General features: G+C 54.7%; 23 protein-coding genes. 3 read left to right on the forward strand and 20 right to left on the reverse strand.

The window, feature by feature from the left end; translation table 11 throughout:
* Positions 1-12: 12 nt before the first annotated feature.
* Positions 13-3,246 carry an ammonium transporter gene (amt, locus tag ACKPCT_RS09695; RefSeq protein WP_319569079.1) on the reverse strand — a complete coding sequence of 1,078 codons (3,234 nt, stop codon included), beginning with the start codon at positions 3,244-3,246 and terminating at the stop codon, positions 13-15.
* Positions 3,247-3,611: 365 nt separating this feature from the next.
* Between amt and ACKPCT_RS09700 the strand changes: the two genes are divergently transcribed.
* The 3 genes from ACKPCT_RS09700 to ACKPCT_RS09710 are packed head-to-tail and all read left to right on the forward strand — an operon-like array spanning position 3,612 to position 6,841.
* The gene (locus tag ACKPCT_RS09700; protein WP_244544550.1) at positions 3,612-4,256 is read left to right on the forward strand and encodes a response regulator transcription factor; all 645 of its coding nucleotides are present in this window, start codon (positions 3,612-3,614) and stop codon (positions 4,254-4,256) included.
* Between the two features lie 30 nt (positions 4,257-4,286).
* Positions 4,287-5,738, forward strand: coding sequence for a sensor histidine kinase (locus ACKPCT_RS09705; protein WP_319569080.1), 1,452 nt, complete (start codon positions 4,287-4,289; stop codon positions 5,736-5,738).
* Positions 5,735-6,841: an ABC transporter substrate-binding protein gene (locus tag ACKPCT_RS09710; protein WP_090067971.1), complete on the forward strand. Its 1,107-nt coding sequence runs from the start codon at positions 5,735-5,737 to the stop codon at positions 6,839-6,841. Before ACKPCT_RS09705 ends, ACKPCT_RS09710 begins: the two co-directional genes overlap by 4 nt.
* Before the next feature lie 10 nt (positions 6,842-6,851).
* On the opposite strand, the gene ACKPCT_RS09715 is transcribed toward ACKPCT_RS09710, so the two are convergent.
* From ACKPCT_RS09715 to ACKPCT_RS09805, 19 genes are all read right to left on the reverse strand, one after another.
* On the reverse strand, positions 6,852-7,445 hold the full coding sequence (locus tag ACKPCT_RS09715; protein ID WP_210186615.1) for an RBBP9/YdeN family alpha/beta hydrolase: 594 nt from the start codon (positions 7,443-7,445) through the stop codon (positions 6,852-6,854).
* A gap of 260 nt (positions 7,446-7,705) precedes the next feature.
* Positions 7,706-8,245 (reverse strand): citrate lyase holo-[acyl-carrier protein] synthase, encoded by a 540-nt coding sequence (citX, locus tag ACKPCT_RS09720; RefSeq protein ID WP_090067967.1) that lies wholly within the window; start codon positions 8,243-8,245, stop codon positions 7,706-7,708.
* A complete protein-coding gene (gene citG, locus ACKPCT_RS09725) occupies positions 8,242-9,255 on the reverse strand; it encodes a triphosphoribosyl-dephospho-CoA synthase CitG (protein WP_319569081.1) in 1,014 nt (337 codons plus the stop codon). Before citG ends, citX begins: the two co-directional genes overlap by 4 nt.
* A gap of 14 nt (positions 9,256-9,269) precedes the next feature.
* Positions 9,270-10,790 (reverse strand): citrate lyase subunit alpha, encoded by a 1,521-nt coding sequence (gene citF, locus ACKPCT_RS09730; protein ID WP_319569082.1) that lies wholly within the window; start codon positions 10,788-10,790, stop codon positions 9,270-9,272.
* Positions 10,791-10,802: 12 nt separating this feature from the next.
* Positions 10,803-11,675: a citrate (pro-3S)-lyase subunit beta gene (citE, locus tag ACKPCT_RS09735; protein WP_319569083.1), complete on the reverse strand. Its 873-nt coding sequence runs from the start codon at positions 11,673-11,675 to the stop codon at positions 10,803-10,805.
* Entirely contained in the window at positions 11,672-11,968 is a 297-nt protein-coding gene (citD, locus tag ACKPCT_RS09740) for a citrate lyase acyl carrier protein (RefSeq protein ID WP_090067961.1), read from the reverse strand. The genes citE and citD overlap by 4 nt, the downstream gene beginning before the upstream one ends.
* A gap of 61 nt (positions 11,969-12,029) precedes the next feature.
* On the reverse strand, positions 12,030-13,058 hold the full coding sequence (gene citC, locus ACKPCT_RS09745) for a [citrate (pro-3S)-lyase] ligase (protein WP_319569084.1): 1,029 nt from the start codon (positions 13,056-13,058) through the stop codon (positions 12,030-12,032).
* Positions 13,059-13,518: 460 nt separating this feature from the next.
* Positions 13,519-15,060, reverse strand: a complete 1,542-nt coding sequence (locus ACKPCT_RS09750; protein ID WP_090067957.1) for a tripartite tricarboxylate transporter permease — start codon at positions 15,058-15,060, stop codon at positions 13,519-13,521.
* Between the two features lie 12 nt (positions 15,061-15,072).
* Positions 15,073-15,504 carry a tripartite tricarboxylate transporter TctB family protein gene (locus ACKPCT_RS09755; RefSeq protein ID WP_090068905.1) on the reverse strand — a complete coding sequence of 144 codons (432 nt, stop codon included), beginning with the start codon at positions 15,502-15,504 and terminating at the stop codon, positions 15,073-15,075.
* 68 nt (positions 15,505-15,572) lie between these two features.
* On the reverse strand, positions 15,573-16,556 hold the full coding sequence (locus ACKPCT_RS09760) for a Bug family tripartite tricarboxylate transporter substrate binding protein (protein WP_090067955.1): 984 nt from the start codon (positions 16,554-16,556) through the stop codon (positions 15,573-15,575).
* 492 nt (positions 16,557-17,048) lie between these two features.
* Positions 17,049-18,359, reverse strand: a complete 1,311-nt coding sequence (locus tag ACKPCT_RS09765; RefSeq protein ID WP_319569085.1) for an extracellular solute-binding protein — start codon at positions 18,357-18,359, stop codon at positions 17,049-17,051.
* Between the two features lie 102 nt (positions 18,360-18,461).
* A complete protein-coding gene (locus ACKPCT_RS09770; RefSeq protein WP_319569086.1) occupies positions 18,462-19,322 on the reverse strand; it encodes a carbohydrate ABC transporter permease in 861 nt (286 codons plus the stop codon).
* Positions 19,323-19,325: 3 nt separating this feature from the next.
* On the reverse strand, positions 19,326-20,201 hold the full coding sequence (locus tag ACKPCT_RS09775; RefSeq protein ID WP_175527859.1) for a carbohydrate ABC transporter permease: 876 nt from the start codon (positions 20,199-20,201) through the stop codon (positions 19,326-19,328).
* A gap of 1 nt (position 20,202) precedes the next feature.
* Positions 20,203-21,315, reverse strand: coding sequence for an ABC transporter ATP-binding protein (locus tag ACKPCT_RS09780; RefSeq protein ID WP_319569087.1), 1,113 nt, complete (start codon positions 21,313-21,315; stop codon positions 20,203-20,205).
* Between the two features lie 73 nt (positions 21,316-21,388).
* Complete coding sequence (gene arfA, locus ACKPCT_RS09785) at positions 21,389-22,894, reverse strand: arabinosylfuranosidase ArfA (protein ID WP_319569088.1); 1,506 nt, start codon at positions 22,892-22,894, stop codon at positions 21,389-21,391.
* Positions 22,895-23,120: 226 nt separating this feature from the next.
* Complete coding sequence (locus tag ACKPCT_RS09790) at positions 23,121-24,041, reverse strand: ArsR/SmtB family transcription factor (protein WP_319569089.1); 921 nt, start codon at positions 24,039-24,041, stop codon at positions 23,121-23,123.
* 161 nt (positions 24,042-24,202) lie between these two features.
* The gene (locus ACKPCT_RS09795) at positions 24,203-25,084 is read right to left on the reverse strand and encodes a MurR/RpiR family transcriptional regulator (protein WP_319569090.1); all 882 of its coding nucleotides are present in this window, start codon (positions 25,082-25,084) and stop codon (positions 24,203-24,205) included.
* Positions 25,085-25,199: 115 nt separating this feature from the next.
* Complete coding sequence (locus ACKPCT_RS09800) at positions 25,200-26,228, reverse strand: ABC transporter ATP-binding protein (protein ID WP_319569091.1); 1,029 nt, start codon at positions 26,226-26,228, stop codon at positions 25,200-25,202.
* Positions 26,225-26,974, reverse strand: a complete 750-nt coding sequence (locus ACKPCT_RS09805; protein WP_319569092.1) for a glycerophosphodiester phosphodiesterase family protein — start codon at positions 26,972-26,974, stop codon at positions 26,225-26,227. Before ACKPCT_RS09805 ends, ACKPCT_RS09800 begins: the two co-directional genes overlap by 4 nt.
* Between the last annotated feature and the right edge of the window lie 23 nt (positions 26,975-26,997).

Here is a 26,997-nt window from a genome sequence, read left to right on the forward strand (position 1 = left end):
CGTCGAAGATCTTTAGGCCCGCTTGGGGGAGACGTCCGGATCACTTGCGAGTTCCGAGCTCTCGCTTGAGCCATCCTTGACAGCACGCAGGCTGGACACCTGCATGTCCGTTTTGTCGTCAGGCTCTGCTCTCAGAATGGAACAGCGGATATCGAGCGGCACTTCATGCATGATCTCTTCGACCGTCATGGGGCGGCTGATCAGGTAGCCCTGAAGCTGATCGCATTCATTCTCACGCAGGAAGGCTGCTTCCTCGACCGTTTCCACGCCCTCGGCCACGATATCCATGCCAAGCCCTTTACCCAGCCCGATGATCACCTTCATGATGGCGACAGCACTTTTCTCCTGCCCGAGGGCAACAACGAAGTTGCGGTCAATCTTGATGGTGTCAAACGGATACTTGGACAGGTAGGAAAGCGACGAGTAACCAGTACCGAAATCATCCAGAGCCAGAGACAGCCCCAACCGCTTGAGTTGTTTCATCACTGCCAGACCACGTTCATCATCTTCGATCAACATGCTCTCGGTAAGCTCGAGCTCGATCTGCGACGGATCGGTTCCCGTCTTTTCCAATGTTTCTTCAATCGTCTTGACAAAGTCACGCTGCTGGAAACCCAGCGGGCTGACATTGATACTGAGATGCTTGCCCTTCAGTCCTTCGGCTGCGTCCCGACAGGCACGCTTGAAGACCCAGTTGTCGATGTCCACGATCAGACCACTGGCTTCGGCCACGGGAATGAATTCCGCCGGACTTACCAGCCCTTTCTGCGGATGGTTCCAGCGTAGGAGAGCTTCATAGGAGTCAATCTCCAACGATTTGGCGTTGATGCGTGGCTGATAATAAAGTTCGAACTCGTCCTCTTCGAGGGCCTTTTCAAGGTCTGCCTGCAACGCACGGCGTTTTTCCATCAACTGGTTGAGGCCGGTTCGATAGATGTTGGAAATATTCCGCCCTGTCTTCTTTGAATGGTAGAGCGCAATATCCGCGCGCGAGAATATGGTTTCCGCATCCTTGGCATGTTCTGGGCTGAGCGCAATGCCCACACTGGCCCCCACCATCACGGATTTCTTGTCATCAATCTTGATGGGGCGGGACAGCTCGTTGACAATCCGGTGACCGGTATCGGCGGCCTGATTGGTAAAAAGAATATTGCGTTGAATGATCGCAAATTCATCTCCGCCCAGTCGCGCAACACTGTCGTTGACGCCAGCAAGCGCCTTCAAGCGTGCGGCGGTTTCCTTGATGACAATATCTCCGGCTGGGTGGCCATACACGTCATTGACATTCTTGAAACGGTCCAGATCGATCAGAATGAGGGCGACCGCCCGCTGTGGGGTTGACGTCTTTACGGCGTTTTCCAGCTGCGCGTTAAAAAGCGAACGGTTGGCCACGCCCGTCAGGGCATCATGTTGGGCCATGATGCGGATATGCTCTTCGGCGGCCTTGCGTTCTCTCAGATCAACAAAGCAGGAAATGCGCACTTCCCGTCCCTTGTAGTTGATCATACGCCCGCGAATGGCGACTGGTATCCGCTCGCCAGATTTAGATACGAGCACTGCTTCATATGGCTCGCTGCAATTCTCGGCGATAGAGCGCTCGATCCGGCCGCGATGACGTTCATCAGCGAACTGCATGATCGATTTGCCGATCACTTCCTCAAGACTGTAGTCCAGCAGCTCGGCAATTTGAGGATTGCCGTCGATCACCATGCCATTCTGGTGAATGGCGATCCCTTCAAAGGTGGCGTTGGAAAGAGCAGATATGCGTTCAGCTTCTTCGGACTGGGTCTTGAGGATCTCCAGCTCGCTCAGCTTTTTATGCTCGGCTTCAAGATTACTCATGAGTTTGTTGAACAAACCGGTGAGGTTTTCTGCTTCATCTCCGGCAACGGCAGGCAATCTCTGTGAAAAGCTTCGCTGACCGGAGAGCAGCTTCTCCATGGCATCTTCGACATGTCCCACACCAATACGGGTGGCATGCTCGGCGATATTGAGGCCGATCAACTCTTCCTCGCGGCTTGCCCGCAGACGCAGAAAGCGCTTCAGGAACCAGAAGCAGATAAAGCCGAGGCCGAAACTGACAAGAAAATTGAGCCCTGCACCGAGCGACTGAATCATGATCTGATATTGGCGGCCATTTTCGAAATGCTCTGCAGGCGCCAATAGAGCCAGCCCGATGGTTCCCACAACACCCGCAAAGCCATGAGCTCCGATAGCTCCGACGGCGTCGTCGATTTTCCATTTATGTTCCAGAACGCTGTTTGCAATGACAGCCACGAGACCACCAATGGCTCCAATGACAATCGCACCCAATGGCGTCAAGACTGCGCAGCCAGCCGTGACAGCGACCAGTCCACCGATAAGGCCGGCAAGGGACTTTTCCGGCAGATAGTGGCCATCTTGATGATAGCCGAACATGAAACCGGTCACAGTGCCGAACCCGCCAGCGAGCACAGTGTTTAGTATAATGAAAGCGACACTCTCGTCGGCCTTGAGCGTTGATCCGCCATTGAATCCCAGCCAACCGATAAAGAGCAAAAGCCCCCCGGTAGTCGCAAGAACAGGACTATGTCCTGCGAGCCGGATCGGATTGCCTTGCCGATCAAAACGGCCCTCACGCGCACCAAGCAGAATGCAGCCTGCCAGAGCCACCCAGCCGCCAGTGCCATGCACCACCGATGAACCGGCAAAATCGATAAAGCCCATATTGGCAAGGAATGCGCCCTCATTGGGCATCAGGGCATTGCCCCAGGCCCAATGGGCGAAAACAGGAAAGATGATGGCCGAGAGAAAGACAGAGGCGACCACATAGGATGACAATCTGATACGCTCGGCGATGGCGCCGGACACAATCGTCGCCGCCGTTCCACAGAACATCACCTGAAAAACAAAGAAGCCAGCCTCCTGAGAGGTGAGATCCTGAAGCCCAAGATAGCGCCAATCCAGCCCAAAGATGCCATAGGACTTTCCAAAGGCCAGCATGAAGCCCAGAATGGTGAAGGCAGCCACCGAGAAGACAAAATCAAGCAAATTCTTCTGGGCGACATTGATGGAGTTTTTCGAGCGCACCATCCCCGCTTCCAGCATAAGAAAGCCCGCCTGCATGAACATGACAAGCGCCGAGGCCGCCATGACCCATGTGAGGTCAATATTTGCCTTCAGACTGGATAACTCCGATGCATGAGCCTCACCGGTCAAACAGACTGTAGAAAACAACAAGAGATAGAACACGGATGATATACGCATACTGGCAAAACATATTTGGACAAAGAAAAACCAGTCCCAAGCCTATGCGCTCTGCGTTAAATTTCGCTTTATTTTGCAAGCTTTGGTTTAAATCGCGACATAAAGTGTGATGCTCATTAGTTTTCCTTGCAAGAAATACCAAGGGCTATCATTTCGACTGAGGCCTGTTTCACGGGGCTAATCGGCTTGTCTTGCTGAATTGCTCTGGTTTGCAATGCTGTCTTTAAGACTAGCCATATTGACCCTGACCAACGAGAAACCTAATCTCGACCTATTCTGGGCAGACACGAGGGGATTCACACTGTCCGGATTGGGAGGGGTTTGAACTAGCTGATTTCATGCGTGTTTTATTTGTTGAAGATAACATGGCGTTAGCCGAAACCGTCGTTGAACGCTTCCGCAAGGAAGGACATGTCATCGATCATGAAAGTGACGGGGATGAAGCGGACTATATTTTGCGCCAGAAGCAGTTTGATCTCATTCTGCTGGATATCAACCTGCCCGGCAGGAACGGGTTCGAGTTGCTCAGAGCCATTCGGGCGCGCAATCTCGATACGCCGGTGCTGGTGCTTTCTGCCCGTTCGGAGATTGATGACCGGGTCGTAGGGCTGGATGCTGGCGCAGACGACTATATGACCAAGCCGTTTGATTTTCGCGAGTTGATTGCCCGCTGCCGGGCGCTGGCACGGCGCAAATCCGGTCTCGCGCGCAACCTGTTCACCGCTGGCAATTTCACCTTCGACTGGGGCACAAAGCTTGCCAATGTCGCGGGCAAGGATATCGAGCTTCGTAACAAGGAAGTACAATTGCTCGAACTGTTCCTTACCAGCCTCGATCGGGTTTTGACCAAGGAAGAAATCGCTGACAAGATCTACAATTTTGATGAAACACCCAGCTTCAACGCGATTGAACAGACCATCACGCGCCTGCGCAAGAAACTGGATGGCTCCCCTTTCCTCATCAAGACTATTCGAGGGCTTGGCTATATCGGGCATATGGATGAGACTTGATCCACCCTTCGCGCGAGATCATGGGCACCGATGAAACACGCTTCCAAACGCCTCACACAGAAATCCATGCGCCACCGGCTCATACTGAGCATGGGGGCAGGCTTTCTGGCCATTCTGACGGTGATCTGCATCGGCTTGTGGGGCTATGCGCAGCAGGCTGCCAATGAATCCTATGATCGGCTGTTGCATGGGGCGGCCCTTGCCATTCTGGAACGGGCCAATCTGGCTTCGGGTGAGGTGCGGGTCGACATCCCCTATTCTGCCTTTGAGATTCTGGGACTGGCAAAGGAAGACCGCGTTTTCTATCGCATTTTTACGCAAAGCGACGAGACAATTACTGCCTCTCACAATCTGCGCCCCAAGGCCAATTATAAGCCCAGCGAAAGCCCTGTTTATTGGGATGACGCCTACAGTGGCGAGTCCGTTCGCTTCATGCAGCAGGCGCGCTTTCTCACCGGAGATGATCGCTCACTTTGGGTCATCGTGCAGTTCGGCCAAACCTGCATCGCGCGTCATGATATGATCGCCGAGTTGTTCTGGCGCGGGTTCGCGGTGGCGCTTTTCATCACCGTGGTAGGGTTGTTGTTTGTCTGGATCGCGATCAATCGCGCCCTTCATCCACTGATCGATGTAGAGCAGAATTTGCGACAGCGTGACATTTCCGATTTCACGCCCCTGCCCGTCACACCGCCGCGCGAAGTGGCCAGCCTTGTGCTCTCGATCAACGGCTTCATCTCGCGGCTGAAGAATAATCTTGATCACTCGCAAATCTTCATCGCCGATGTGACACACCAGATCAGAACGGCCCTTTCGGCGCTTCAGGGCCAGTTGGAGCTGGCCAGCAAGGAGCAGTCGCCCGAGCTTTTGAAAGGCCGGATTGAAAAAGCGGAGCGGCAGAACCGGCAGACCATTCACCTGACCAACCAGCTGTTGGCCCACGCCATGGTCATTCACCGGGCCGACCAGAAGATTGTCTCGGATATTCATCTGGCAGATTTGCTTAAAACCGTTTTGCAGACGCTGCTGCGTGAGCATGTGAAGTCCGATATCGATTTTTCGGTCAATATTGCGCCCGATATCGAGAATGGCGGCAAGACTGCCGATCTGATTGCAGGCGACAGCATCTCTATCCGCGAGGCCATCAGCAATGTTATCGACAATGCCATCAAACATGGCCCAGCCAATAACCGCATCGATATCTCTCTTTTTGAACATACCCTGAAACTGCGCGGCAGAGAGAGAAAGCAGCTTATCCTGCAAGTGGATGACGCCGGTCCGGGCATTCCGGAGGAGCGACGCGCAAAGGTGCTGGAACGTTTCTACACCACGGGAACAGGCAACGACGGGTCAGGTTTGGGCCTCAGCATCGTTGACGAGGTCATGCGCAGCCACAAGGCACAGCTCAGGCTCGGCCACTCGGCTTTGGGAGGCTTAAGCGTGAGAATGATATTCACCCGTAAAACAGTGGGGATACCCACATGAGCGCACAGAGCCTCTTCCCCCTTATTTCACCTCTTTCAGCCTGTTCGGCTCGCTCAGCCAAATACATGCTTTTCGCGATCACTGTGTTGTTGACAGCGATGCTGGCAGCCATACCAGCTGCCTTCTCGCAAGAAAAAACCGAGATCGATATCTGGAGCACCACGGACACCGCCGCCTTTGAAAGCGTCATTAGGGCTTTTGAAACGGCCAATCCGGATATAGAGATTGCCTATCACGAAATCACCACCAACGCCCTGTTCGAGCATGTGCTCTATGCAAGGGACCGCAAGGACACCGCCATCGATCTGGTCATTAGCTCAGCCATGGACTTGCAGGTAAAGCTGGTCAATGAAGGGCTGGCCTCTCCCTTCAGCACCGATCGTGCAGGCGCTACACCAAGCTGGGCCGAATGGCGCAACGAGCTTTACGGCTTCACCTATGAGCCGATTGTGTTGGTCTATAACAAGGAGGCCTTCCGGGGTTATCCGCTGCCCAAAACCCATTCCGATCTGGCGGATCTATTGATCAATAATCTGCCCACCTTCGAAGAGAAAGTGGGCACCTATGATGCGGCCTCGTCGGGAGCGGGCTACTTGTTCTTCACGCAAGATGCCATTCAAAGCGACAAGATTTTCCGTGTGATCGAAGCACTCAGCCGCGCAAAGATGCGAACCTATGACTACACATCGGCCATTCTGGATGCGGTTGCCTCCGGCGATCTGATCCTTGGCTATAACGTCATCGGCACCTATGCGCTGGAACGCGCCTCCAAGGATCCGAATGTCGGCATTTTCCAATTCAAGGATTACACCATTGTCATGTCGCGCACGGCCTTCATCTACAAACATTCGAGGAAAAAGAGAGAAGCAGAGCGCTTTCTGGAGTTTCTGCTATCTGAAACCGGGCAAGAGAAAATGGCTCGAGACTCGGCCTTGATACCCATTTCGCCAGACATGCGGCGGTTGAAATTGCCAGCGGATTCCACCAACGCCTATTTGCCAATCAAGATGGGCATCGGCTTGCTGACCTATCAAGACCCGCTAAAACGCAGATATTTTCTGGATGTCTGGAACAGTATTTTCAAAAAGCCGGAAGAGCAGTGATCGGGCGTGATCACCCCTTGCTCTTGTCGGCGACAATGCGGTCAGCGAGATCGCGAAGAATGGTCAAGCCATAAGGCCAGCGACCGAAGCCAGCCTCGGAGTTGATATGTCCGGCTTCCCCGACATCGATAAAGTCGGATGCCCAGCCATCAGCCAGCCCCTTGGCGCGTGCAAAGGAGATGAGCTTGTCGTTATGGCTGGCGACCACCACCGTTGGAATACCCAGATTCTCGTGCGGAATGCGTTCTTCCACGGCAAAGCGCATGGGCTCGGCTGGAGCGACGAACATACCGCCAACCACATTCAACTCACCTCGGGCTATGACGCAGGCAGAAGCAAGAGCCCCCAGCGAATGGCCGATGAGAATAGCGGGACGATTGCGCTTGGTCAGGAGCCTTCCCACGGCATCAATCCATAGCACAATATCGCGCTGATCCCAGCGGCTCTGATCAATGCGGCTGAAGAGATCGATTTCCCGCTCCCAAAAGCTCTGCCAATGTTCAGGTCCACTATTTTTAAAGCCGGGAACAAGCACAAAATCAAACTGTTCTGCATGTGTTGCGAGTGCCTCCAGAACCTCAGGATCTGTCAATTGTCTAATCAAAAGGCGACTCCATGAAAAAATGTTTGAAAGTATGCGTCGATAATCTAGTACCAACGCGTTTAATCTTCAACTCCCGCTTGAGAGATGGCCATTCTCATTGAGAGTCCAGCGCAACGAACCTCTCTGACAGGATGAAACACAATGCTAACGCATTGTTTCTTTTATTTTTCTTTTGAGAATACGCTGTGTTTCAGAAAAGTATTTGCTATCTATCGCATGCTCTCGTCCAAAATGCATGACAACTTTTGGCAAAGTTGACTTTATTTTTCCAAATAGCTTCGCATTCTTTCTTCCATGGCCCTTATAATGTCACCTATTTCATGGGTCCGCGAGCGGGCGCAGGCGTGCGCTGGCTGATCGCAAATGAGACACCGTCGCGGCGCCATGCCGATATCACGACGGGAAACCGCTCGCCCGTCTGCGCCATGGACATCAAGATCCCATAGTCGCCCCAGCGGGTGCCTTTCTTCCAGCTCGACCATCGCCTTTTTGAGCTTTTCAGCCTCACTGGCAACAGCGAATAACGCCTCCGGGCCAGTGGAAGCGTTCTGAGACCAGAGCATGTGATTCTCCCAGCCCTTAGCCGAGAGCTTTTCATGCACGGCCCGCTCTGCCTCCTTGGCGAGTAATTCGCTCATGGGGCATAATTTTACCGGCCCGGGCATGACGACAGAAAAGGTGATTGTCGGCATGCGATAATGGGCCAGGCCATCTTCGCGCCGACGCACCCGCCGTTCGCGGGCCAGCAGCATATCCTTGAGGGCGACCTCCGGGCCATCGGTCCAACAGGGTTCTTTCATGAAACCTCCGTGCTTGCCGACAACCCCATCGCATCGATGCGCGCGAGAAACAGGGTAACGCCTAGCAGGTCAGCGCTCCCGCCGGGGCTCAAATTCCGGTGGATCAGCGCTTCATCCATGGCCATCAGTCTTGCATGGAAATCCGGGGCAAAGACACCGCCAAGGCGCTTGAGCCGTTGCGCTTCACGGCGCACGAAAAACAGACCTTCCATGCCGCCACGGGCAACCAGATTGGTATCCCTGTTCCGGATGAGTAATTCGAGCAGCGCGGCGAGCAAGGCGGTTTCCTCGTCCTGCCCTGCCTCTCTTGAGCAAAGAAAGGCTGGAAGAGCATAGAGCCGCACCAATTCAAAGCCGCTTTCCGCTTCGCCCCGAGCGCCGGTGAGGCCATAGCGACGATAGATATATTCCCCAGCAGTATTGGCAGTCTTTACGCGGTTGGCGAGCTCACGCTTCACCAGCCCCTTGACCATCTGCGCGGCTTCGCCGCAAAGCGCCAAGACCGAGAGCCCTTCCCCGCGTCCGATGCAACGTCCCGCTGCGCCGAGCAACAGGCCAAAGGCGAAGATGCCGCCCTTGTGGGTATTGATGCCGCCGGTGGCCTCATTCATTGCCTCTTCGCAGATAAGACCGTGTCCACGCAGAGCCTGCAGTGCAACAGAAGTAGGATCGCTCGCTGTTTCCACACCTGCCTTGACGAATGACGCCATCAGAGGGCGCAACGCGTCGGCACTGGCAAGAAAGGTCGCCAGCGTCATATCCTTGTGCGAGCCGTTGTTGCGGGCATCCACAAGCCCCGGCTTTGGCGTGAGGGTTGCTTCGGCAACGAGGGCTTCATGGACAAGGTCGGCAAGGCGCTCCGGCAGGGACGACCACACAGAGGCAACAGGAGAAATTGATATCCCCAGTTGTTCCTGTTTCAATAGCCCATAGGTTGGCGCAGTGGCGATCTCCAAAGAAGGATCACTAATCACTTCCTTAAGATCGCCCTCGCCTATCTCCTCATCCATGAAGGACCCACTTGTCATTTGGCAACCTGACGCACGGTGTCGATCACTGTGCCATCACGATAGCGGACAACGCCGACCACCTTGTCGAGGAACTCGATCGGCTTGGGTTCACCCGTAATGGAGATCGCCCGCTGATAGAGTTCTTCCATGGTGCGAACCGGCAGATTGGCAGCGCGCAGCCGCTCTTCCACGTCTGGTCGGTTCGGGTTGACGGCGATGCCGTGGTCTGTGACCAGTACACCGACCGTCTCGCCCGGCGTAACCCGCGTGGTGACATTCTTGACCACGGTCGGGATGCGCGAGCGGATAAGCGGCGCGGCCACGATGGACAATTTGGCCCCTGCTGCGGTATCGCAATGGCCGCCAGAGGCGCCTCGCATGACACCATCGGAACCGGTCAACACATTGACGTTGAAATCAAGATCGATTTCCAGTGCCGACAGGATCACCATATCCAGCCGATCCACCACAGCCCCTTTCGACATGGGACTTGCGTAATAGTGAGCCGAGATTTCGACATGGTTGGGTGAGGATTCCAGAGAGCGGGCAGCCACCGCATCAAAGCTCTGTGTGTCGAGCAATGTGCCGATCAGGCCCTTATTGTGCAAATCGACCATCCCACCGGTCTGTCCGCCAAGCGCCCATTGGGCCTTGATGTCCAGAAGGCGCATGCGATCTTCCAGGAAGCGCACCGTTGCCGTAGACGAGCCGCCGGTGCCGGTCTGCATGGAAAAGCCATCCTTGAAATAGCCCCCATGCTCCATGACTTCCGCCGACAGGCGCGCAATCAGCAGCTCACGCGGGTTGGTCGTGGCACGAGCTGCCCCAACAGAGATTTTGGCCGGATCACCAACCTCATCCACCTGAACGATCCAGTCCACCTGATCCTGACGAATGCTGGCCGGAGCATTCGGATAGGCGACGATTTCCTCGGTCAGCATGATGACATTCTTGGCGAAATAGGCATCGACCATGGCATAGCCCAGAGACCCACAGCGTGAGCGCCCTGAAAAGCCGTTGGCGTTGCCATAGGCATCGCATGCCGAAACGCCGATAAAGGCGACGTCGATGTTGATTTCACCGGTTTCGATGAGAGCGCAGCGCCCCCCGTGAGAATGCACGGTAATCGGTTCGTCCATCAGCCCGTGGGAGATGGCGTCGGCCAGCTTGCCTCGCATGCCGGAGGTGTAGATCTTCCGGATCACGCCATTCTTGATATGCTCAATGAGCGGCGCGTTGGCTGAGACCAGCGAGGAAGAAGCCAGCGTCAGATCCTTGAAGCCCATATCGGCAAGGATCTGCACCACCATATTGATGACCTTGTCGCCCTCGCGATAGGCATGGTGGAAGGAAATGGTCATTCCGTCCTTGAGGCCCACACGGCGCACGGCTTCCTGCACCGTATCGACCAGCTTGCGATCAAGCTTGGCGACTGGATCGGCCAGATAAGGAATTTTTGCTGCAAAGCCCTGAAACAGTTCTGGTTCTGCCACCGTCTCGCTCCTCCCCGGAGCCGAATGATTGTTCTTGTCCATTGTCAGCCCTCCCTATCGTCTCACGCCGGAAGCCTGAGCGCGGCTCAGAACCCGTTTGGCGCTATCCACGATGGGCGCATCAATCATCTTGCCATTGAGCGCGATGACCCCCAGCCCTTCGATCTCTGCCTTTTCAGCCGCGGCAACGACACGGTTGGCATAATCGACATCTTCCTGCGTTGGCGCGTAGGCATTGTGCAAGAGTTCGATCTGACGCGGATTGATCAATGATTTGCCGTTGAAGCCAAGCCGTTTGATGACGTCGACTTCCTTGAGGAAGCCTTCCTCATTGTTGATGTCGGAATAGACCACATCGAAGGCATCGATCTTGGCGGCACGGGCTGCGTGCAACACGGCGCAGCGGGCATAGAACAGCTCAGAGCCATCACCGCGTTCGGTCTGCATGTCGACCACATAGTCAAAGCCGGCCACAGCAATGCCCATCAGGCGTTTTGAAGCGGTGGCAATGGCGACCGAGTTGATGACGCCGGATGCGGATTCAATAGCAGCCATGAGCAATGTCGAGCCAACTTCGCGGCCGCATTTGCGCTCGAGCTCCTCAACGCAGGTTTCCAGCTCCTTCACATCGTCGGCCGTTTCGGTCTTGGGCAGGCGGATGACGTCGGCGCCGCCGCGCACGGCGGCCTCGAGATCATCCTTGCCATAAGGTGTCGACAGAGGGTTGATACGGACAACACGCTCAATGCCATCATAAAGCGATGATTTAAGGGTGTGATAGACCAGCAGACGGGCAGCATCCTTTTCGCGCAGGGATACAGCATCTTCAAGGTCGAACATGACCGAGTCCGGCTTGAAGACGAAGGCGGTCGAGATCATCGCGGCATTGGAACCGGGGATGAACAACATGGAACGACGCAAAGTCATGACAGGGTCTCCCACTCTACCGATTTGTCACCCGCGGCGCGCAGAAGAGCGGCTTCCAGGCGGGCTTCGATCACGCAATCCAGCGCTCCCTTGTCTTCGATGATAACGGTGGCCCCTTCGGACACGCCGAGCTTTGCAAAGGTCTCTTGCGCGACCTTTCGGATCTGGTCGCCGAACTGGTGCTGAACTTCGCTGTTCAGGATCAACTCAAGCGGTCCTTCTGACGGTGAGACCCTGACAAAGAGATCGCTCGATTCGAGTGTCCCCGCCAACGCCTCCTGTATGATCTGCATGTTTCGCTCCTTTAGATTTTTAAAATCGATGGCACGCATGGCGGCGACAGGCCGTCAGCTGTCAAACTGATGTGGCATATTTATTCATGATCAGATCAAAGGTCGGTTTGGGTACGAACTCCTTGATCTTTTCAAAGTTTCCTCCCGCCAACAGGCGGCGCACTTCTGAAGCGGAAACGGCGATGCCGCTGCGCTTGGTGCGCTCCAGCTCAACCACCTCGATGGAATGGGCTATGGAGCTTGGCTCCTGGAGCCAGAATTTCATGTCATTGTTGTATTTGCGCGTGGTATCGCAGAATGGCTCGGTGCCGACAAAGCGGTGGGTCACGCCAAGGGCCGGGGCAATATATTTGCGGAAAAGCAACAGATCGACCGCGGTGCGGCATTGGCCGACCATGCCCTTGTCCTTGAAGAAATAGGCCGGGAACGTGGCCCGCGAGACCATATATTTTGAACCGCCATGCAAGGTGAGATTGGGAATGTCCTTGGTCATCTCCTTGGCCAGCATGAAGCGATCATGATAGGAGAAGAGCGAGGCATCTTCCTTGACGATGAACAGATGGAGCCAATCACAGGATTTCGCTGCTTCGGTGATCAGATAGAGGTGACCGAGCGTGAAGGGATTGGCGTTGGCCACCACGCAGCCAATCTTGTCCGCCTCCACCTTGTAGCGGGCCAGAGAGGCACAATAATTCTTGATACCGACCGGCGTATTCTCTAGCAGGGCCGTCTGTCCGGGCACTTCGACCAGCGGATAGAAGCCGCAGCCCAAAAAGAAATCCGCATTATGCGGCTCGGTATAGACGAAAAGAATTTGATATCCCTGGCTATGGGCGAGATAGGTTACCTCGCTGACGAGCCGCAGGCTGATCGCGCTGCCCCGCAGAGTCTGGCAAATGGCAACATCCTTGATGATGCCCTTTTCGAAGCCTGCACAGGCTACGAGCCGCCCTTCCTGCCTCGCCGTTACGAAAAACTCGATTTGCTTCTCGTAATCAAGGCCGCAACTGGCCAGCAGGTCGACGATTTCCCTTCGGGCCACAGGGTCAGAGGCCGGTTCAACCGTCAAGAATTCCAATCCGTCGCTCACTAGCACATTCCTTTAGCCGTTTGAGCAATCAGAATTTACATTGTCACACCGTCTAAAAGCCTCTCAGCGGCACCATGGCACCCTGATATTAATCGGCTAGGAGAGAGATCGTCGCAGGATTGCGGACAGTGACAATGGATATTCTCATTCCTTGTTGATTGCGGTTTCATCCACCCTCATTGATTGCCGGTTTTTCACTTATGGCCACTTTCGCAGTCACAGTCGCAATCATATTAATCGCCCTTTTTATCCGATATTTCCGTCAAGTCTCTGACCGAGGTCATAATCGCAGCAATTTAGCCAAAAAAACTGTGATTTTGTCGAAGAAATCGGATTGCTTTCCTTTGAGGGCTTTTAAGAGAGTGCCACCCCATGGCTGGCACTCCCCTTGTTTCTGATGCAAATCCCGATCCGTTATCGTTGGGGGACTGGTTTATTATGTCGGACCGGGAGATGCGTCTTAATTGGATACTTCCTCTTCTGCTTCAGCAGAAACCGGTTTTGGTTTCTTGGGCATGAAGCGGCTGACGAAGATAGGGAGCACAAAGCCGATGATCGAGATCGACCACAGGGTGATCGCGAGCGGGCTTGCGAACAGAACCGTCCAGTCACCATCAGAAATGGTAATGGCGCGGCGCAGGTTGCTTTCCATATTGTTGCCCAGCAGCACCCCGAGAATGACCGGAACCAGCGGCACATCAAGCTTGCGGAACAGCCAACCGACGACACCGAAGGCCACCATGATCAGAAGATCGAAGCTGGACCCGGCAATACCGTAGATCCCGACAAAGCTGACCATTGCAACGATCGGCATCAGGATGCGCGGCGGCACAAGCAGCACGCGGATGAAGATACCCACGAACGGAATGTTGAGCAGCAGCAGGATGAAGTTGCCGATGAAGAGCGCAGCAATCAGGCCCCAGACCACATCAGGGTTGTTGGCAAATAGCAACGGCCCCGGCGTGATGTTGAGCGCCAGCAGAACGGCCAGAAGAACAGCGGTCGTGCCAGAGCCGGGAACACCAAGCGCCAGCATTGGAACCAGAGCACCACCGGCAGCAGCATTGTTGCCCGCTTCAGGCGCAGCCACACCACGCGGGTCACCTTTACCGAAGGTGCCATTCTTGTCGAGCAGACGCTTTTCCATGGAATAGGAAATGAAGGACCCCAAAGAGGCTCCGGCGCCAGGCAGAACACCGGCAATGAAGCCGACAATACTGGTGCGGATAATCGAAGGGAAACTGCCCCAAAATGTCTTCATGGTTGGTGTCAGACGACCAAGCTCGACCTTTTTGCCTTCTGCATCTGCATCGCCGTGGCGATTTTCGATGAAGATGAAGACTTCCGAGATCGCAAACAGGCCAACGATGGCAACGAGGAAGTCAATGCCATCATAGAAATGCACGAGACCAAAGGTGAAGCGTGGCACACCGGTCTGGGTATCCACCCCGACCATGGCAAGACCAAGTCCGACCATCGCTGCGAAAGCCGATTTCGCCTGATTGGTGGAAGAAACACCACCCAGCGTGGCGAAGGCCAACGCGAACAGAGCGAAATATTCAGCAGGCCCGAAGGCGAGCGCAATCTTGACCAACTGCGGCGCCAGCAGAACCAGCCCCCAGGTTGCCAGAAACGAACCGATAAAAGACGCAAAACCGGAAAGCGCGAGCGCCTCCCCGCCTCGGCCATTGCGCGCCATGGGGTAGCCATCAAGGCAGGTCATCAAGGCAGGCGCATCACCGGGGATGTTGAGCAGGATGGATGAAATACGACCGCCATACATGGCGCCGTAATAAACGGACGTCAGCAGAATGAGAGACGGTGTAGCACCAAGGCCCAGCGAGAAGGCCAGAGGAATGAGGATCGCGACCCCGTTTGACGGGCCAAGACCGGGCAACGCGCCCATGATGGTTCCCAGAAAACACCCCAGCAGCGCCAGAATGAGGTTCTGAAAGGTCATCGCAATCACAAAACCGTCTGCAAGAGACGAAAAAGTTTCCATAATCCGATCTCCTTAGAAACCAAGCGGGCCCTTGGCCAGCGACAGGCCAAAGAGAAGGTGAAAAATGACATAGATGCCGACGGAGATAGATATACCGACCACCACAGACTGGATAGCGGATGTCCCCAAACGCCAGGTGAGATAGGTGGACGCGACAGCCGTTGCGATCACAAAACCAACAATTGGCAGAAACTCGGCATACAGCACCATCACGACGATGGAGGCGACAAGCTCGACGAACCGCGGAAGCGTCGGCCATTTAGGCGCGGCGTCCGGTTTCAGAATGATTGTCAGGGACGAGATAGCCAAAATGGCAGCGATAATCAGCGGGAAGGCCTTGGGGCCGACAGCATCGGAGAGAAAGCTCTCCTCGATTATCATGGATGAATAGGCAAAGAGCGCGGCCAGCAGGAGCCCAACAGCTCCGAAGATACGATCACTCATGATCATTCCCTCGTTAGACGGAAATTGCGGCGGCCGGTCTCAGCCGCCGCAACCGGGATAGCTTATTATTATTTGATGATGCCGATATCGCGGGAAATCTGCTGGATCTTGGCAACAGATTCACCAACGAACTGCTCGAATTCTGCGCCCTGCAGATCAAGCGGAGCCAGACCGTTGTTCTTCATGACAGTCTTCCACTGCGGGGTATCATAAAGTTCGTCGATCTTGGAAACCCAGAAGTCATAAGCGTCATCGCTCATGCCCTTTGGAGCATAGAAACCGCGCCAGTTGGCACCAATGGCGTCAATGCCCTGCTCTTTCGCGGTTGGGAATGCGGCATAGTCGCCATCAAGGCGTTCCGGAGACAGAACGGCAATCACGCGGATATCACCTGAATCCACGAAGCCTTTTGCTTCGGAAATATCGCCGGAGAATGCCTGAACAGAACCAGCCAGCAGCTGGGTTACCGCTTCACCGCCACCATTGAAGGCAATATATTTGACTTTGCGCACATCGCTGATACCTGCGGCGTTGGCTGCGATCAGAACTTTGAGATGGTCCCAGCCACCAACAGCGGACCCACCAGCAACTGCAATAGAGCTTGGTTTGTCTTTAAGCTGCGTCATCAGTTGGGTTAGGTCTTTGATCGGGCTATCGGCTGCCACTGCAATCACGCCATAGTCTGCGCCAATGGCACCAACCCAGCGGACCTGATCCATGGTGTTGCCCGGATAGGCACCCTGTGCCAGACGGGTTGCTGTTGCCGAAGAGGCAGCCACGATGAGGTTGCTATCGTCACCACGCTTGTTGACCACGGCTGCATAGGCAACGCCACCGCCACCGCCAGCAAGGTTTACCACCTGCATGGTGGAATCGATCAGGCCGAGATCCTGCAAGGATTTGCCAACCTGACGGCAGGTGAAGTCCCAGCCACCACCAGGGTTGGCAGGAGCGATACATTCCGGATTTTCAGGTTCGAACGCTTGCGCTGCGGCAGGTACGAGAGACATTGCTGCGACAGCGAGTGCTGCGCGGACCACTTTGGAAATCATGATTTCTCCTCCACAATTAAGCCAGCCTTATTTTATTTGGCGGGCCATCGCGGGGATAGTAGTCTGCTTGTCTGACAGGAAGCTGTCACAGTGGAATGAATATTGTGATTTCAGTATTATCCTAATTGATAATATAAAAGATCTAAAAAGACAGTCTCGCTCGTTGCGATACCTTGCCTTCACCTTTTCTTTTTCTTTTATTTCAAAAAGGGTTAGATCAGTTTTCAAGAGCAGCTCGACAAATTCTGACCAAGGTAATAAATGGCTTTGAAATTTACCTGATAAGACAGATTTGCTTTATCTGTCAGGAATAGAAGACCGACATTTCTTGCCTGTTCCGGCTTTTTTACTAACCCGACCAACCTGCGAATCGTGCTTCGCTAAAAGCACAGCAGAGAGACAAGCAAGCAAGAGACAAAAAGAGCGGCATTCAATGCCGCTCCCTTATTCTTCGCACTATGATAGCACTTGGCCTGCGCTCTTGTACTATTGCTAGAGGTTGCCAAGCAGATCGTTGACGCGTTCTTCTATACGAGCCAGCGCGTCATCAACGGACTTGTTGCCATTGATGGCGGCTGCCAGTTCTTCACCGACAATATCCTGAAGCGCAAACTGGCGCATCACGCCTTCCGGCAGGGTCTGCCCGATCTTGGCGATCTCGACGATCTTGTCGCGGTGCGGCAGAGCCTTGAATTCAGGCATGTCGAACACGGCTTTCACAGCTGGTAGATGGCCGGTACGAGCCCATTCATAGTCATTGTCTTCAAGGAATTTGAAGAGTTTGCCGATGGCTGCCATCTTGTCTTCATCGCGATCGCCACGCGGAACTGCCCAGCCATGCCCGTCCACATAGGTGGCGTTCTTGGCCGGATAGAATTGCGGCACCGGATAAACGGTGTAGCCACCGGAGAGCGCATTGCCCTCTTCCTTGGACTGGGCATCCAGATCGCCGATCAACCAGGTACCGTTGACCTCAATACCACCTTCACCAGAGGAGAAACCGGAGACTGCTGCCGAATAGTCCATATCGAGCGTGGAAAGGCCTTCGTCGTGGATCTTCTTCATGAATTCCAGCGCCTTCTTGGCTTCAGGACCAGAAAGATCGATCTTGGAAGGATCTTTGAAGAAGTCATAATCCTGCTGCATCATCAGCGTGTAGAAAATGCGCATATAGGCAGCGGTTTCGTTGGCATAGATCTGGACTAGATATGGCTTGCCGGTTTTTTCCTTGAACTGTTTGCCCTGTTCGAAGAATTCATCAACCGAGGTTGGCAGAATCGGTGTGCCATCGGCATTGACGAGACCCGCTTCCTTCATCATGTTGAGGTTGACATGGAACAGCATGGTCCAGTTGTCAAACGGCAGGGCATACATCTTGCCGTCCTTGGTGGCGCCGCCACGGGCAGCGTCGGAAAAGTCTGCCGGATCAATGCCAGCCGATGCAAACAGATCATCAAGCGGCATGAAGAGGCCACGGGTGGAGTAATCGGAAATCGCTGAATAGTGAACCGAGACCACATCGGGCGCTGCGTTGGAAGCGAGCTGAGCGTTGAGCTGATTATAGCCGGGCCATTCCACAGTGGTGACATTGACCTTGATGTCCGGATTTTCCGCTTCGAACTTGTTGACCAGAGACGTGATAATGCCGCATTCGCCAACCGCCTTGGAGACGTCGGTAACAGTGCCATAGTCCGCTTCGCATGCGCCGAAGAAGCGTTGCAGTTCAATCGTCGTGTCGGCCTGTGCCATTGTGGCCATGCCGAGCAAGGCGGCAGAGGCCGTTGCCAATAGAATGGATTTCATTTTTCTCTCCCTATGTTGGGGCCTTCGCCCCTAAAATGACCGGCCTGCCCTCCTATTTCTTCCCTCTTCCAGAAGGCTGCCGATAATGTTAGCCGCCCATAGCTATTTGACGGCTCCTCCCGAAACAGCGGTCACGATATTCCGCTGGAAAAAGATATAGACAATGATGACCGGCAATGAGGCGAACACAGCCTGCGCGGCGAGAAAGCCAAGCCCCTCGGTCTGGGCGAAATTGCGCTGTGAGGATGCGATGCCGATGGTTAGCGTATACATGTCCTTTTTGGTGGCTGAAATCAGCGGCCACCAATAATCGTTCCACGCCAGCAGGAAGGTGAAAATACCAAGCGTTGCCTGTGCTGGCATGGTCAGCGGTAACAGCACCTTCCAGAAAATGCGGAAGCGCGGTGTGTTGTCGAGCAGGGCAGCTTCGTCGATCTCCTTGGGGATGGCGCGGAAAAACTGCGTCATCAGGAACACACCAAAGGCCGAGGACATGCCCGGCAACATCAGGCCAAGATAGCTATTATGCATGTTGAGCCAGCTGAACATCTGGTGGCGGGCGATGATGACCGCCTGCTCCGGCACAGCAAGACCAAACAGCACGATAACAAAGATCGTCTTGCGGAATGGGAATTCCAGCCGCGCAAAGGCATAGCCTGCCAGCGACGATAGGGTGAGCACGCCCACAGTCTGCCCTACCGCAACCACCATGGAATTGAGAAACCAGCGAAAGACCAGACTGGAATGGAACAGATCGGTATAGTTCTTCACGGTATATGGCGCAGAGAACACCGCTTCGGACCCACGCATCAAAAGCGTGTTATCCTTGAAAGACAGCCCCAGCACCCAAAGCGCTGGCGCGATCATGACAATCGCGAAGACGGCAGCGATCCAGAAAAGGGCTCGGTTGGATGTCAGTTTGTCAGGCGAAAAGCTTCTGTTTTTCTTGCTCAGAACAGCCATGGCTCAAGCTTCCCCTTTTCGAGATGTCACCCAATATTGCACCATTGCCGCCAGCAGAATGATGAGGAACAGCACTTCGGAAGCCGCCGTGCCCATGCCGACATCCCAGCGGATGAAGCTGGTATCGAAGATATAAAGAACGATCGGACGCGAAGAGCCTGCCGGTCCGCCGTTGGTCATCAACTGGGCCTGCCCGAACAGCTGGAACTGCATGACGATCTGCACGATGGCCACAAGCACGATGGTGGATTTGATCGAAGGCAGCGTAATCCGCGTCAACACCCGCCAGCGGCTCGCATTGTCGAGCGCTGCGGCTTCATAAAGATCAGATGGTATCTGCTGAAGCGCAGCAAGAAACAGCATCATAGGCAAGCCCAGACACCACCATACGGTTGCCACGCCAACCGAAAAGAGCGACCAGCCCTCGGTGGAAAGAAAGCCAATCTGCTCCCAGCCCATTTTGTCAAACAACAAGGCCAGCAGGCCATCGCCGGGAATGAAGACAAAGCGCCAGATCAGCGTAACGATGGTGACCGACAAGACAGTGGAAGAAAAGAACAACCCGCGCAGCAGCGACGAGGCGCGCGTGGTCTTGTTGAGTGCCAAAGACAGGAACAACCCCAGCGCCACGAGGGTGGGCACAGAAACAAGAACGAAAATGACCGTATTCCAGACTGCCTGTCCAAAAACAGGATCACTGAAGACGCGATAATAGTTTTTCAGGCCAATGAAGCGGGCACCACCGAAAAGGTCGCTCTTGTTGAGCGAAAGCCACATGCCCCAGAAGAGCGGAAAAACAAGCAGACTAAGAAAGACCGTCATATAGGGCAGAATGAACAGAGCGTTTGACCAGCGGGAGCGACGATAGGACTCAGCCATCTTACGCCTCCTCTGCCATATGATAGGCGCGCCCTGTGCCATCAAAGACATGCAGGGCGGAACGATCAAAGTCGAATTTCACCGTTTCCCCAGCCCTGACCGTCGAGCGGCCGCTGTCCTCGACAATCATTTCCAAGCCCGTATCGAGCTTGCCATAGAGCAATGTGCGTTCTCCAAGCCGCTCAACAACGGTAACCGTCAGGTTCAGCCCATCCGCACCGGGTTGGACTACATGTGTGTCTTCGGACCGAACGCCCATGGTTGCGCCATCCAGAGCAAAGCTTGCGGGCAGCGGCACTTGAGTTGCGACCATGCCAGCCCCTTCCACCTCCAGCGTTGCGCCTTTTTGATCAGAGCTTTGCGCGCTGACAATGCCTGTGATCGGCATCATCGACATAGCGGGCGAGCCGACAAATTCAGCAACAAAACGGGTAGCGGGTCGCTGATAGATTTCCATCGGCGTGCCGATCTGCTCGATCTTCTTGTCATGCATGACAACGATCCGGTGAGCCAGCGTCATGGCTTCCACCTGATCGTGTGTCACGAAGATCATGGTCGATCCAAGCCGCTGGTGCAGCTGAGCCAATTCGAGACGAGTGCGGCTTCTCAACGCTGCATCAAGGTTGGATAGCGGTTCATCAAACAGGAACGCTTTGGGCTCCTTGACGATAGCCCGCCCGATAGCCACGCGCTGACGTTGACCGCCAGAGAGTTTGGCAGGCCTGCGATCAAGCAGATGGGCCATCTCCAGCGTTTCGGCGGCGGACTGGACGCGGCTGTCGATCTCGGCCTTGTCAACCTTGAGATTTTCCAGACCAAAGGCCATATTCTGCGCCACGGTCATATGCGGATAGAGGGCATAGGTCTGAAACACCATGGCCACCCCGCGCTTGCCCGGAGGCAATGTATCGATCCGCTCGCCTCCGATATGGATCGTACCCTTGTCGACCGATTCCAGCCCCGCGATCATCCGCAGTAACGTTGACTTGCCACAGCCAGAAGGGCCGAGGAAAACAACAAACTCACCGGCCTCTATGCTCAGGGAAATATCATCGAGCACTGTCAGGGCTCCGTAAGCCTTGGTTACGCTATTGATGTCGATGGTCGCAGACATGGGTCTCTCTTTTCTAGAAACACTTCGATGGATCACAGGGTGGCTTGCAGGCAGCCGGAGCCAAACGCCTCCTCTATTTCAACCGGATCATGCGATAGCTGAGCGGGGCCAGCTTTACCGACAGCTTGCCATCAACAATGCTGGCATCGTCTCCATCGGCAGGGGCGACCGGCTCTTCATCCGGTCCGTTGGTCTTGTCCAGCGCGTAACCGACGATCACCTTGTCCATGGTCACGGACGAATGGGCGAAGCCTTCAAGAGATAGTTCCACATCGAGTGCTTCGCTTTCATGACGGTTGACAAGGAAGAAGCTGAGGCCGCCATCGGCCTCTGTCAGTACGCCAGCTACATCCAGATATGGCACATTGTTGGCAAAGTCCGTTTCATACCCTTCCACGTCGACCGCCAGATCCAGCGCAGTGCCGCGGCCATATTTGGAGGCATAGAGATAAGGATAGAAGGTTGTCTGGCGCCATGCCGGGCCATCTTCGACGGTCATGATCGGGGCGATTACATTGACCAACTGGGCAAGACAACCGACCTTGACCACATCCGAGCGCCGAATGAAGGTGTTGAGAATGCAGCCAACGACGAGAACGTCGGCAAAGTCATAGATGTCTTCCAACAGCGCCGGGGCATGCGGCCAGCCATGTTTGCCTTCTAGAACCGGCTTGTCCTGCTCTGCGGAATGATACCAGACATTCCACTCATCAAAGGAAATATAGACGTCCTTGTTGGAGCGTTTCTTGGCCTTGATGGTTTTGATAACGCTCGAGATCGTCTCGATATAGGTTTCCAGCTCCATGGAGCGGGCGAGGAAATTCTTGGTATTCTGCTCATGATTTTCGAAATACATATGCAGCGAGATATAGTCGACGCTGTCATAGGTGTAATCGAGCACGGTATATTCCCATTCGGGATAGGTGGGCATGTTGGGCGTCGAAGAGCCGCAAACGACCAGCTCGATATCCTTGTCGAAAGCGCGCATGGCCTTCGCGGTTTCAAACGCGGTGCGGCCATATTCGGCGGCAGTTTTCTGGCCTATCTGCCATGGGCCGTCCATTTCGTTGCCAAGGCACCAGAGCTTGACGCCCCAAGGTTCTTCGCGGCCATTCTGGCGCCGCAGGTCTGACCAGTAGGACCCGCCGGGATGGTTCACATATTCAAGGAAGGCCCGGGCTTCATCCAGACCACGCGAACCCAGATTGACCGCCAGCATCATCTCGGTTTCAGCCTTGGCAGCCCAATCGGCGAATTCATGAATGCCGACCTGATTGCTCTCGGCGGTGTGCCAGGCCAGATCGAGTCTTACGGGGCGCTCTTCCTTGGGGCCAATACCATCTTCCCAGTTATAAGCTGAAACGAAGTTGCCACCGGGATAGCGCACGACAGGCACATCCAGTTCTTTCACTAGATCCAGCACATCCTGTCGGAAGCCCTGTTCATCAGCACTGGCGTGGCCGGGCTCATAAATGCCGCTGTAAACAGCACGGCCGAGATGCTCGACAAACGAGCCATACAAGCGAGGATCAATTTTGGCGACGGTAAATTCTTTGTGCGCAGTGACTGATGCACGCATGTTGGCTCCTCCCAATTATATCACGATTTATGATATTATTCAGTAATTATGATACTAACAGAGGGGGCAACATACCGTCAACAGGTTGTTGGGAAGAGAATTAAAACCCAAATTTCTGATATATTACGCAATTTCGGGATTTCATAAACCACTTAATGGCTTATCATCTTGATCTTGCGCCTCGTTTATCCGCATTCTTGATTAACTTCCCATTCACAAACGGCAGCTAAGTCCTTAGTCTAAGCACGATATCCTGATCATAATTGCCAAAACCGCGACCAAAAATATTGAGCCCTCCAGGATTTTTGGCCTCATCCGGCACAGCAATCCGCACCCGGATCGAACGATGATCATCAAGCTCCAGATCAGCCAACGTGATGTCGGACACGCGCATGCCATCGACATAGGTGCCGTCAGCCGTGACGCGGAAACTTTTCAAATGACCATATTGAGAGCCCGCCAGTTTCCACCAGTCAGGCGTATATTTACCGCGCTGATCGCCATAATCCCCTGGTGCCGTCCAGACAGCTACCAGCTTGTCATTGATAGAAATATTGATATCCGATGGCCAGTCATCCGATGTCCCCGGCACTTCAGATGAGAGCTCAAGAACCAGTTCCAGCTCCTTGATCTCCTTGCCGGCAATGCGAGCATTGTTGGGGAACTGGTATCGGACATATCCCTTTGTAAACCATAGCAAACCAGCTTTCATCCGCTCTGGCGAATGAAAGGTATCGGGGCTGTCAAGGAAGCCAATGATGCCCTCACTGGAGCAAAGGCCACAGGGAGCCGTCGTATTGCAGCCGGAATAAAGCCCGACCGGCATAGCCACCTCGATCAGATCCTGATCGGTCTGTTTGGGCTCCTTGAAGGAGAGCACCACCTCATCATAGGCGGTGCGACAGATTTTCTGGCTCCCCTTTTTGGCCTTCTGACTCTCGGTCTCGATGAGCCCTGCTTTTTCAAGGGAGTTCACGTGAGTAGAAGTGGACGATTGGGGCAACCCAAGCACATCGGCTATGTCATTAACATTCATCGGGCCCTGCTTGTTGAGCAGGGTCAGAATGGACAGTCGCGCAGGAGCGGCCAGACTTTTGAGAATGTCTATTCCGTTTTCCGGCGTAATCAGCATATATCGTTTACTCATCCCACTCACCTCACTTTTTCGATATATATCTGATTTCTTGATTTTTTCCAAGCAAAACCGGATAGAATCCCCCATTTGCCGTCCACCCCACGGCCAACTGATGCCATTTCAATGGGTAAAATAGCCTTCCATCGGACTTGATGGAGGTAATTCACATCGATTTATTGAAAACTATTGCCGAGATCGGACCGCAGGCTCTTGAAGTCTTCCAGAGAGCGCATGGTCTTGTCTTCATCAATCGCAGCCAAATCCAGAATGACGGCATTGGCTATGGTCATCGGCACGACGAGGGATTGCGGCTGACCGGCCTCGCCGCGTGAGGCGGCTATATGCACATGGGGAGCGGGATCAATCCGCGCGCCCGAAAGATCCGTCAAAGCCAGCACCCGTGCGCCGCAGCTTTCCGCGATCCGCCGGATATCCAGCAACACGCTGGAGGGTTTGCGGAAACAATTGAGCCAGACCACGTCCCTCTCCGTCAGAGCTGCCAGTTTTTCCGGCAGCAAATGCAACTGACTTGAGAGGTCTTCTGCCGCATAGCCTGAGCGCACCAGGCGCCGGGCGATCAGATGCGACAGGGCTTCGGCGTGGCCCGTGCCGAAAATATAGATGCGTCTTGCTTTACTCAAACTCAGCGAAAAGGCACGGACTTCCGCATCAGTCACACTGTTGCGAACCTGCTCCAGCGCGGCAATTTCTCCATCCAGCATAGACGCCAGCAGGCCTGTTTCTTCGGCCTTGACCAGACGAGCCGCCATACGCGCTGAAGCATGCTGGAAATCATCGCCCCGCTCGATCAGATTTGTTTGCAAAAAGGCGCGGAACTCAGGATAGCCCTTGAAGCCCAACCGGCGGGCAAGACGCACCGCCGAGGTGGGGTGCACTCCGGCGCGCGAGGAAACTTCCTTGCCATTTTCCATGGCGGCGCGAACTGGATCCCCCATAAGCACGTCCAGAATACGTGTATCAGCTTCAGTCAGCTTGGCTGAATTCTGCTTTATGAGATCGCCCAGAAAGATTGGCATTGCCGTGTTATTGCTCATTGAAGATCCAAACCATCTCAGTCTGTATTATCGCGCCCTAGCCACCACCCCATGTCGCTGGCGCGATAACGCCTTCTTTCTTCATGCCCCATCGCCATTGGTAAGCGCAAGCCCGTTAAGCGGGATTGACCCGCCCTCCGTCAGCCTTGGAGAAATAATGGGCACGATCAAGATCCACATTGATCAGCACATCGCCGCCGCCCTTGGTCAGGCTCGTGCGTTCTTCAATCAAGGTCAGACGCCCTGCATCAGTATCGCAATGAAGGATCACATCCGAGCCGGTCATTTCAGAGATCGCTATCCTGCCCGGCAAGCAAAAGTCCCCTGCCCCGGCGGGGTTGATGGAAAGAGCCTCTGGCCGTAGCCCGATTTCAATATCGGCGTCACCCTTCCAAAATGGCACCTTGTCAGCAGGTAGGAAGTTCATTGGCGGCATACCCAGAAAGCTTGCAACAAACTGGTTTGCAGGCTGGTCATAGATGGCCTCAGGGGTGTCGAACTGCTGCAAATAACCATCCTTCATCACTGCGATCCGATCAGCTAGAGATAACGCTTCGGTCTGGTCATGGGTCACATAGATGATCGTCGCACCGAGCTGGCGGTGCAAAGCCTTGATCTCGGTGCGCATGGCCACGCGCAGGGCGTTATCCAGGTTGGAAAGCGGCTCATCCATGAGGAAGGTGGAGGTATTGCGTGCAATGGCACGCCCCATGGCGACACGCTGGCGCTGACCGCCGGACAAGGCGCCCGGCTTACGATCCAGATACCGCTCCAACTGAAGGGTGCGGGCCACTTCAAGAGCGCGGGCGTTACGCTCCTTTTTGGGCACTTTGCGCAGTTCCAGCCCGAAGGCGATATTCTCTCGCACGGTCAGATGCGGATAGAGCGCGTAGTTCTGGAAAATCATGGCGATGTCGCGATGCTGGGGCAATTGCTCGTTGGCCCGCTCCCCCGCTATCAGAATTTCCCCGTCCTGACACTGTTCCAGTCCGGCGATCAGCCGCAGTAATGTGGACTTGCCACAGCCGGACGGACCGACGATGACGATGAACTCCCCATCCTCGATGTCCATGGATACGTCATGGAGAACAGGGGTGGCGCCATCATAAGACTTGTTTATGGCCCTTAGAGAAATCGAGCTCATTGGCCTGTTCCTTCCCGCATCTGGTTGCGAATGGCGACCGCAAGACTCGGCCGGTCCGTGGTGAAAATTTTTACCCCCATTGAAATCGCCTTGCTGATTTGTGGTGTCGTATGCGCAGCCCAGCAGCCAAAGGCCAGACCAGCATCCTGCGTGGCCGCCATCAATGCGGGGCTCGCCTTGTCGATATGCACTCCGATTTCAGGAATGCCCCGCGCGCGGGCCATATCCAGCACGCCTTTCTCTCCCAGTTGTGTCAGAACAGCCGGGCTCACGAGCCAGAGACGAGGCCGGTCGGTGTGCTTGGCGATCTCGTCCAGATAGTCCAGCAGAAAGGATGAGAAATTGGCCGTGCGCAGCATGTCTTCCATAGCCAGCAGCTCCATTACGCGGGGCACAAAACCCTGATAGGGCTTCCCGTCAGCGCCGGGCTTGAATTCACAGCGGAAGACCACCGAACTGTCGTCGAAGATTTCACACAGCTCCTGCAGCAGGATCGGGCGACTGTTATGGCTGAAATTGATGACCGCCGAGAGAACCTCGCGCGTGGGCAACTCAGCTATGGCCCCTGCCGTATCGGTCGTGCGGTCCAGCGTAGCATCATGATGCACGATGATGTCGCCATCCTTTGTGGGGTGGACGTCAAACTCCACCTCTTCCACGGCCATGGCCGCAGTGGCCGTGAAGCCAGCCAGAGTGCTGTCGCCATATTCAAGCGTGCCGCCACGATGGGATGCAATACGCGTCATGTCTTTCGTTCCTTCAAATAATG

The sequence above is a fragment of the Cohaesibacter marisflavi genome (genome assembly GCF_963665895.2).
GTDB classification, from domain to species: Bacteria; Pseudomonadota; Alphaproteobacteria; order Rhizobiales; family Cohaesibacteraceae; genus Cohaesibacter; species Cohaesibacter marisflavi.

Bases quoted from the DNA above. Each gene is read 5' to 3' on its own strand.
- citG (WP_319569081.1), bottom strand. From the start codon at position 9,255: ATGGATGAGGAGATAGGCGAGGGCGATCTTAAGGAAGTGATTAGTGAT.
- ACKPCT_RS09705 (WP_319569080.1), top strand. From the start codon at position 4,287: ATGAAACACGCTTCCAAACGCCTCACACAGAAATCCATGCGCCACCGG.
- citE (WP_319569083.1), bottom strand. From the start codon at position 11,675: ATGACTTTGCGTCGTTCCATGTTGTTCATCCCCGGTTCCAATGCCGCG.
- ACKPCT_RS09710 (WP_090067971.1), top strand. From the start codon at position 5,735: ATGAGCGCACAGAGCCTCTTCCCCCTTATTTCACCTCTTTCAGCCTGT.
- arfA (WP_319569088.1), bottom strand. From the start codon at position 22,894: ATGCGTGCATCAGTCACTGCGCACAAAGAATTTACCGTCGCCAAAATT.
- ACKPCT_RS09800 (WP_319569091.1), bottom strand. From the start codon at position 26,228: ATGAGCTCGATTTCTCTAAGGGCCATAAACAAGTCTTATGATGGCGCC.
- citD (WP_090067961.1), bottom strand. From the start codon at position 11,968: ATGCAGATCATACAGGAGGCGTTGGCGGGGACACTCGAATCGAGCGAT.
- ACKPCT_RS09805 (WP_319569092.1), bottom strand. From the start codon at position 26,974: ATGACGCGTATTGCATCCCATCGTGGCGGCACGCTTGAATATGGCGAC.
- amt (WP_319569079.1), bottom strand. From the start codon at position 3,246: ATGCGTATATCATCCGTGTTCTATCTCTTGTTGTTTTCTACAGTCTGT.
- ACKPCT_RS09795 (WP_319569090.1), bottom strand. From the start codon at position 25,084: ATGAGCAATAACACGGCAATGCCAATCTTTCTGGGCGATCTCATAAAG.
- ACKPCT_RS09750 (WP_090067957.1), bottom strand. From the start codon at position 15,060: ATGGAAACTTTTTCGTCTCTTGCAGACGGTTTTGTGATTGCGATGACC.
- ACKPCT_RS09790 (WP_319569089.1), bottom strand. From the start codon at position 24,041: ATGAGTAAACGATATATGCTGATTACGCCGGAAAACGGAATAGACATT.
- ACKPCT_RS09765 (WP_319569085.1), bottom strand. From the start codon at position 18,359: ATGAAATCCATTCTATTGGCAACGGCCTCTGCCGCCTTGCTCGGCATG.
- ACKPCT_RS09700 (WP_244544550.1), top strand. From the start codon at position 3,612: ATGGCGTTAGCCGAAACCGTCGTTGAACGCTTCCGCAAGGAAGGACAT.
- ACKPCT_RS09770 (WP_319569086.1), bottom strand. From the start codon at position 19,322: ATGGCTGTTCTGAGCAAGAAAAACAGAAGCTTTTCGCCTGACAAACTG.
- ACKPCT_RS09780 (WP_319569087.1), bottom strand. From the start codon at position 21,315: ATGTCTGCGACCATCGACATCAATAGCGTAACCAAGGCTTACGGAGCC.
- ACKPCT_RS09760 (WP_090067955.1), bottom strand. From the start codon at position 16,556: ATGATTTCCAAAGTGGTCCGCGCAGCACTCGCTGTCGCAGCAATGTCT.
- ACKPCT_RS09755 (WP_090068905.1), bottom strand. From the start codon at position 15,504: ATGAGTGATCGTATCTTCGGAGCTGTTGGGCTCCTGCTGGCCGCGCTC.
- ACKPCT_RS09775 (WP_175527859.1), bottom strand. From the start codon at position 20,201: ATGGCTGAGTCCTATCGTCGCTCCCGCTGGTCAAACGCTCTGTTCATT.
- citF (WP_319569082.1), bottom strand. From the start codon at position 10,790: ATGGACAAGAACAATCATTCGGCTCCGGGGAGGAGCGAGACGGTGGCA.
- citX (WP_090067967.1), bottom strand. From the start codon at position 8,245: ATGAAAGAACCCTGTTGGACCGATGGCCCGGAGGTCGCCCTCAAGGAT.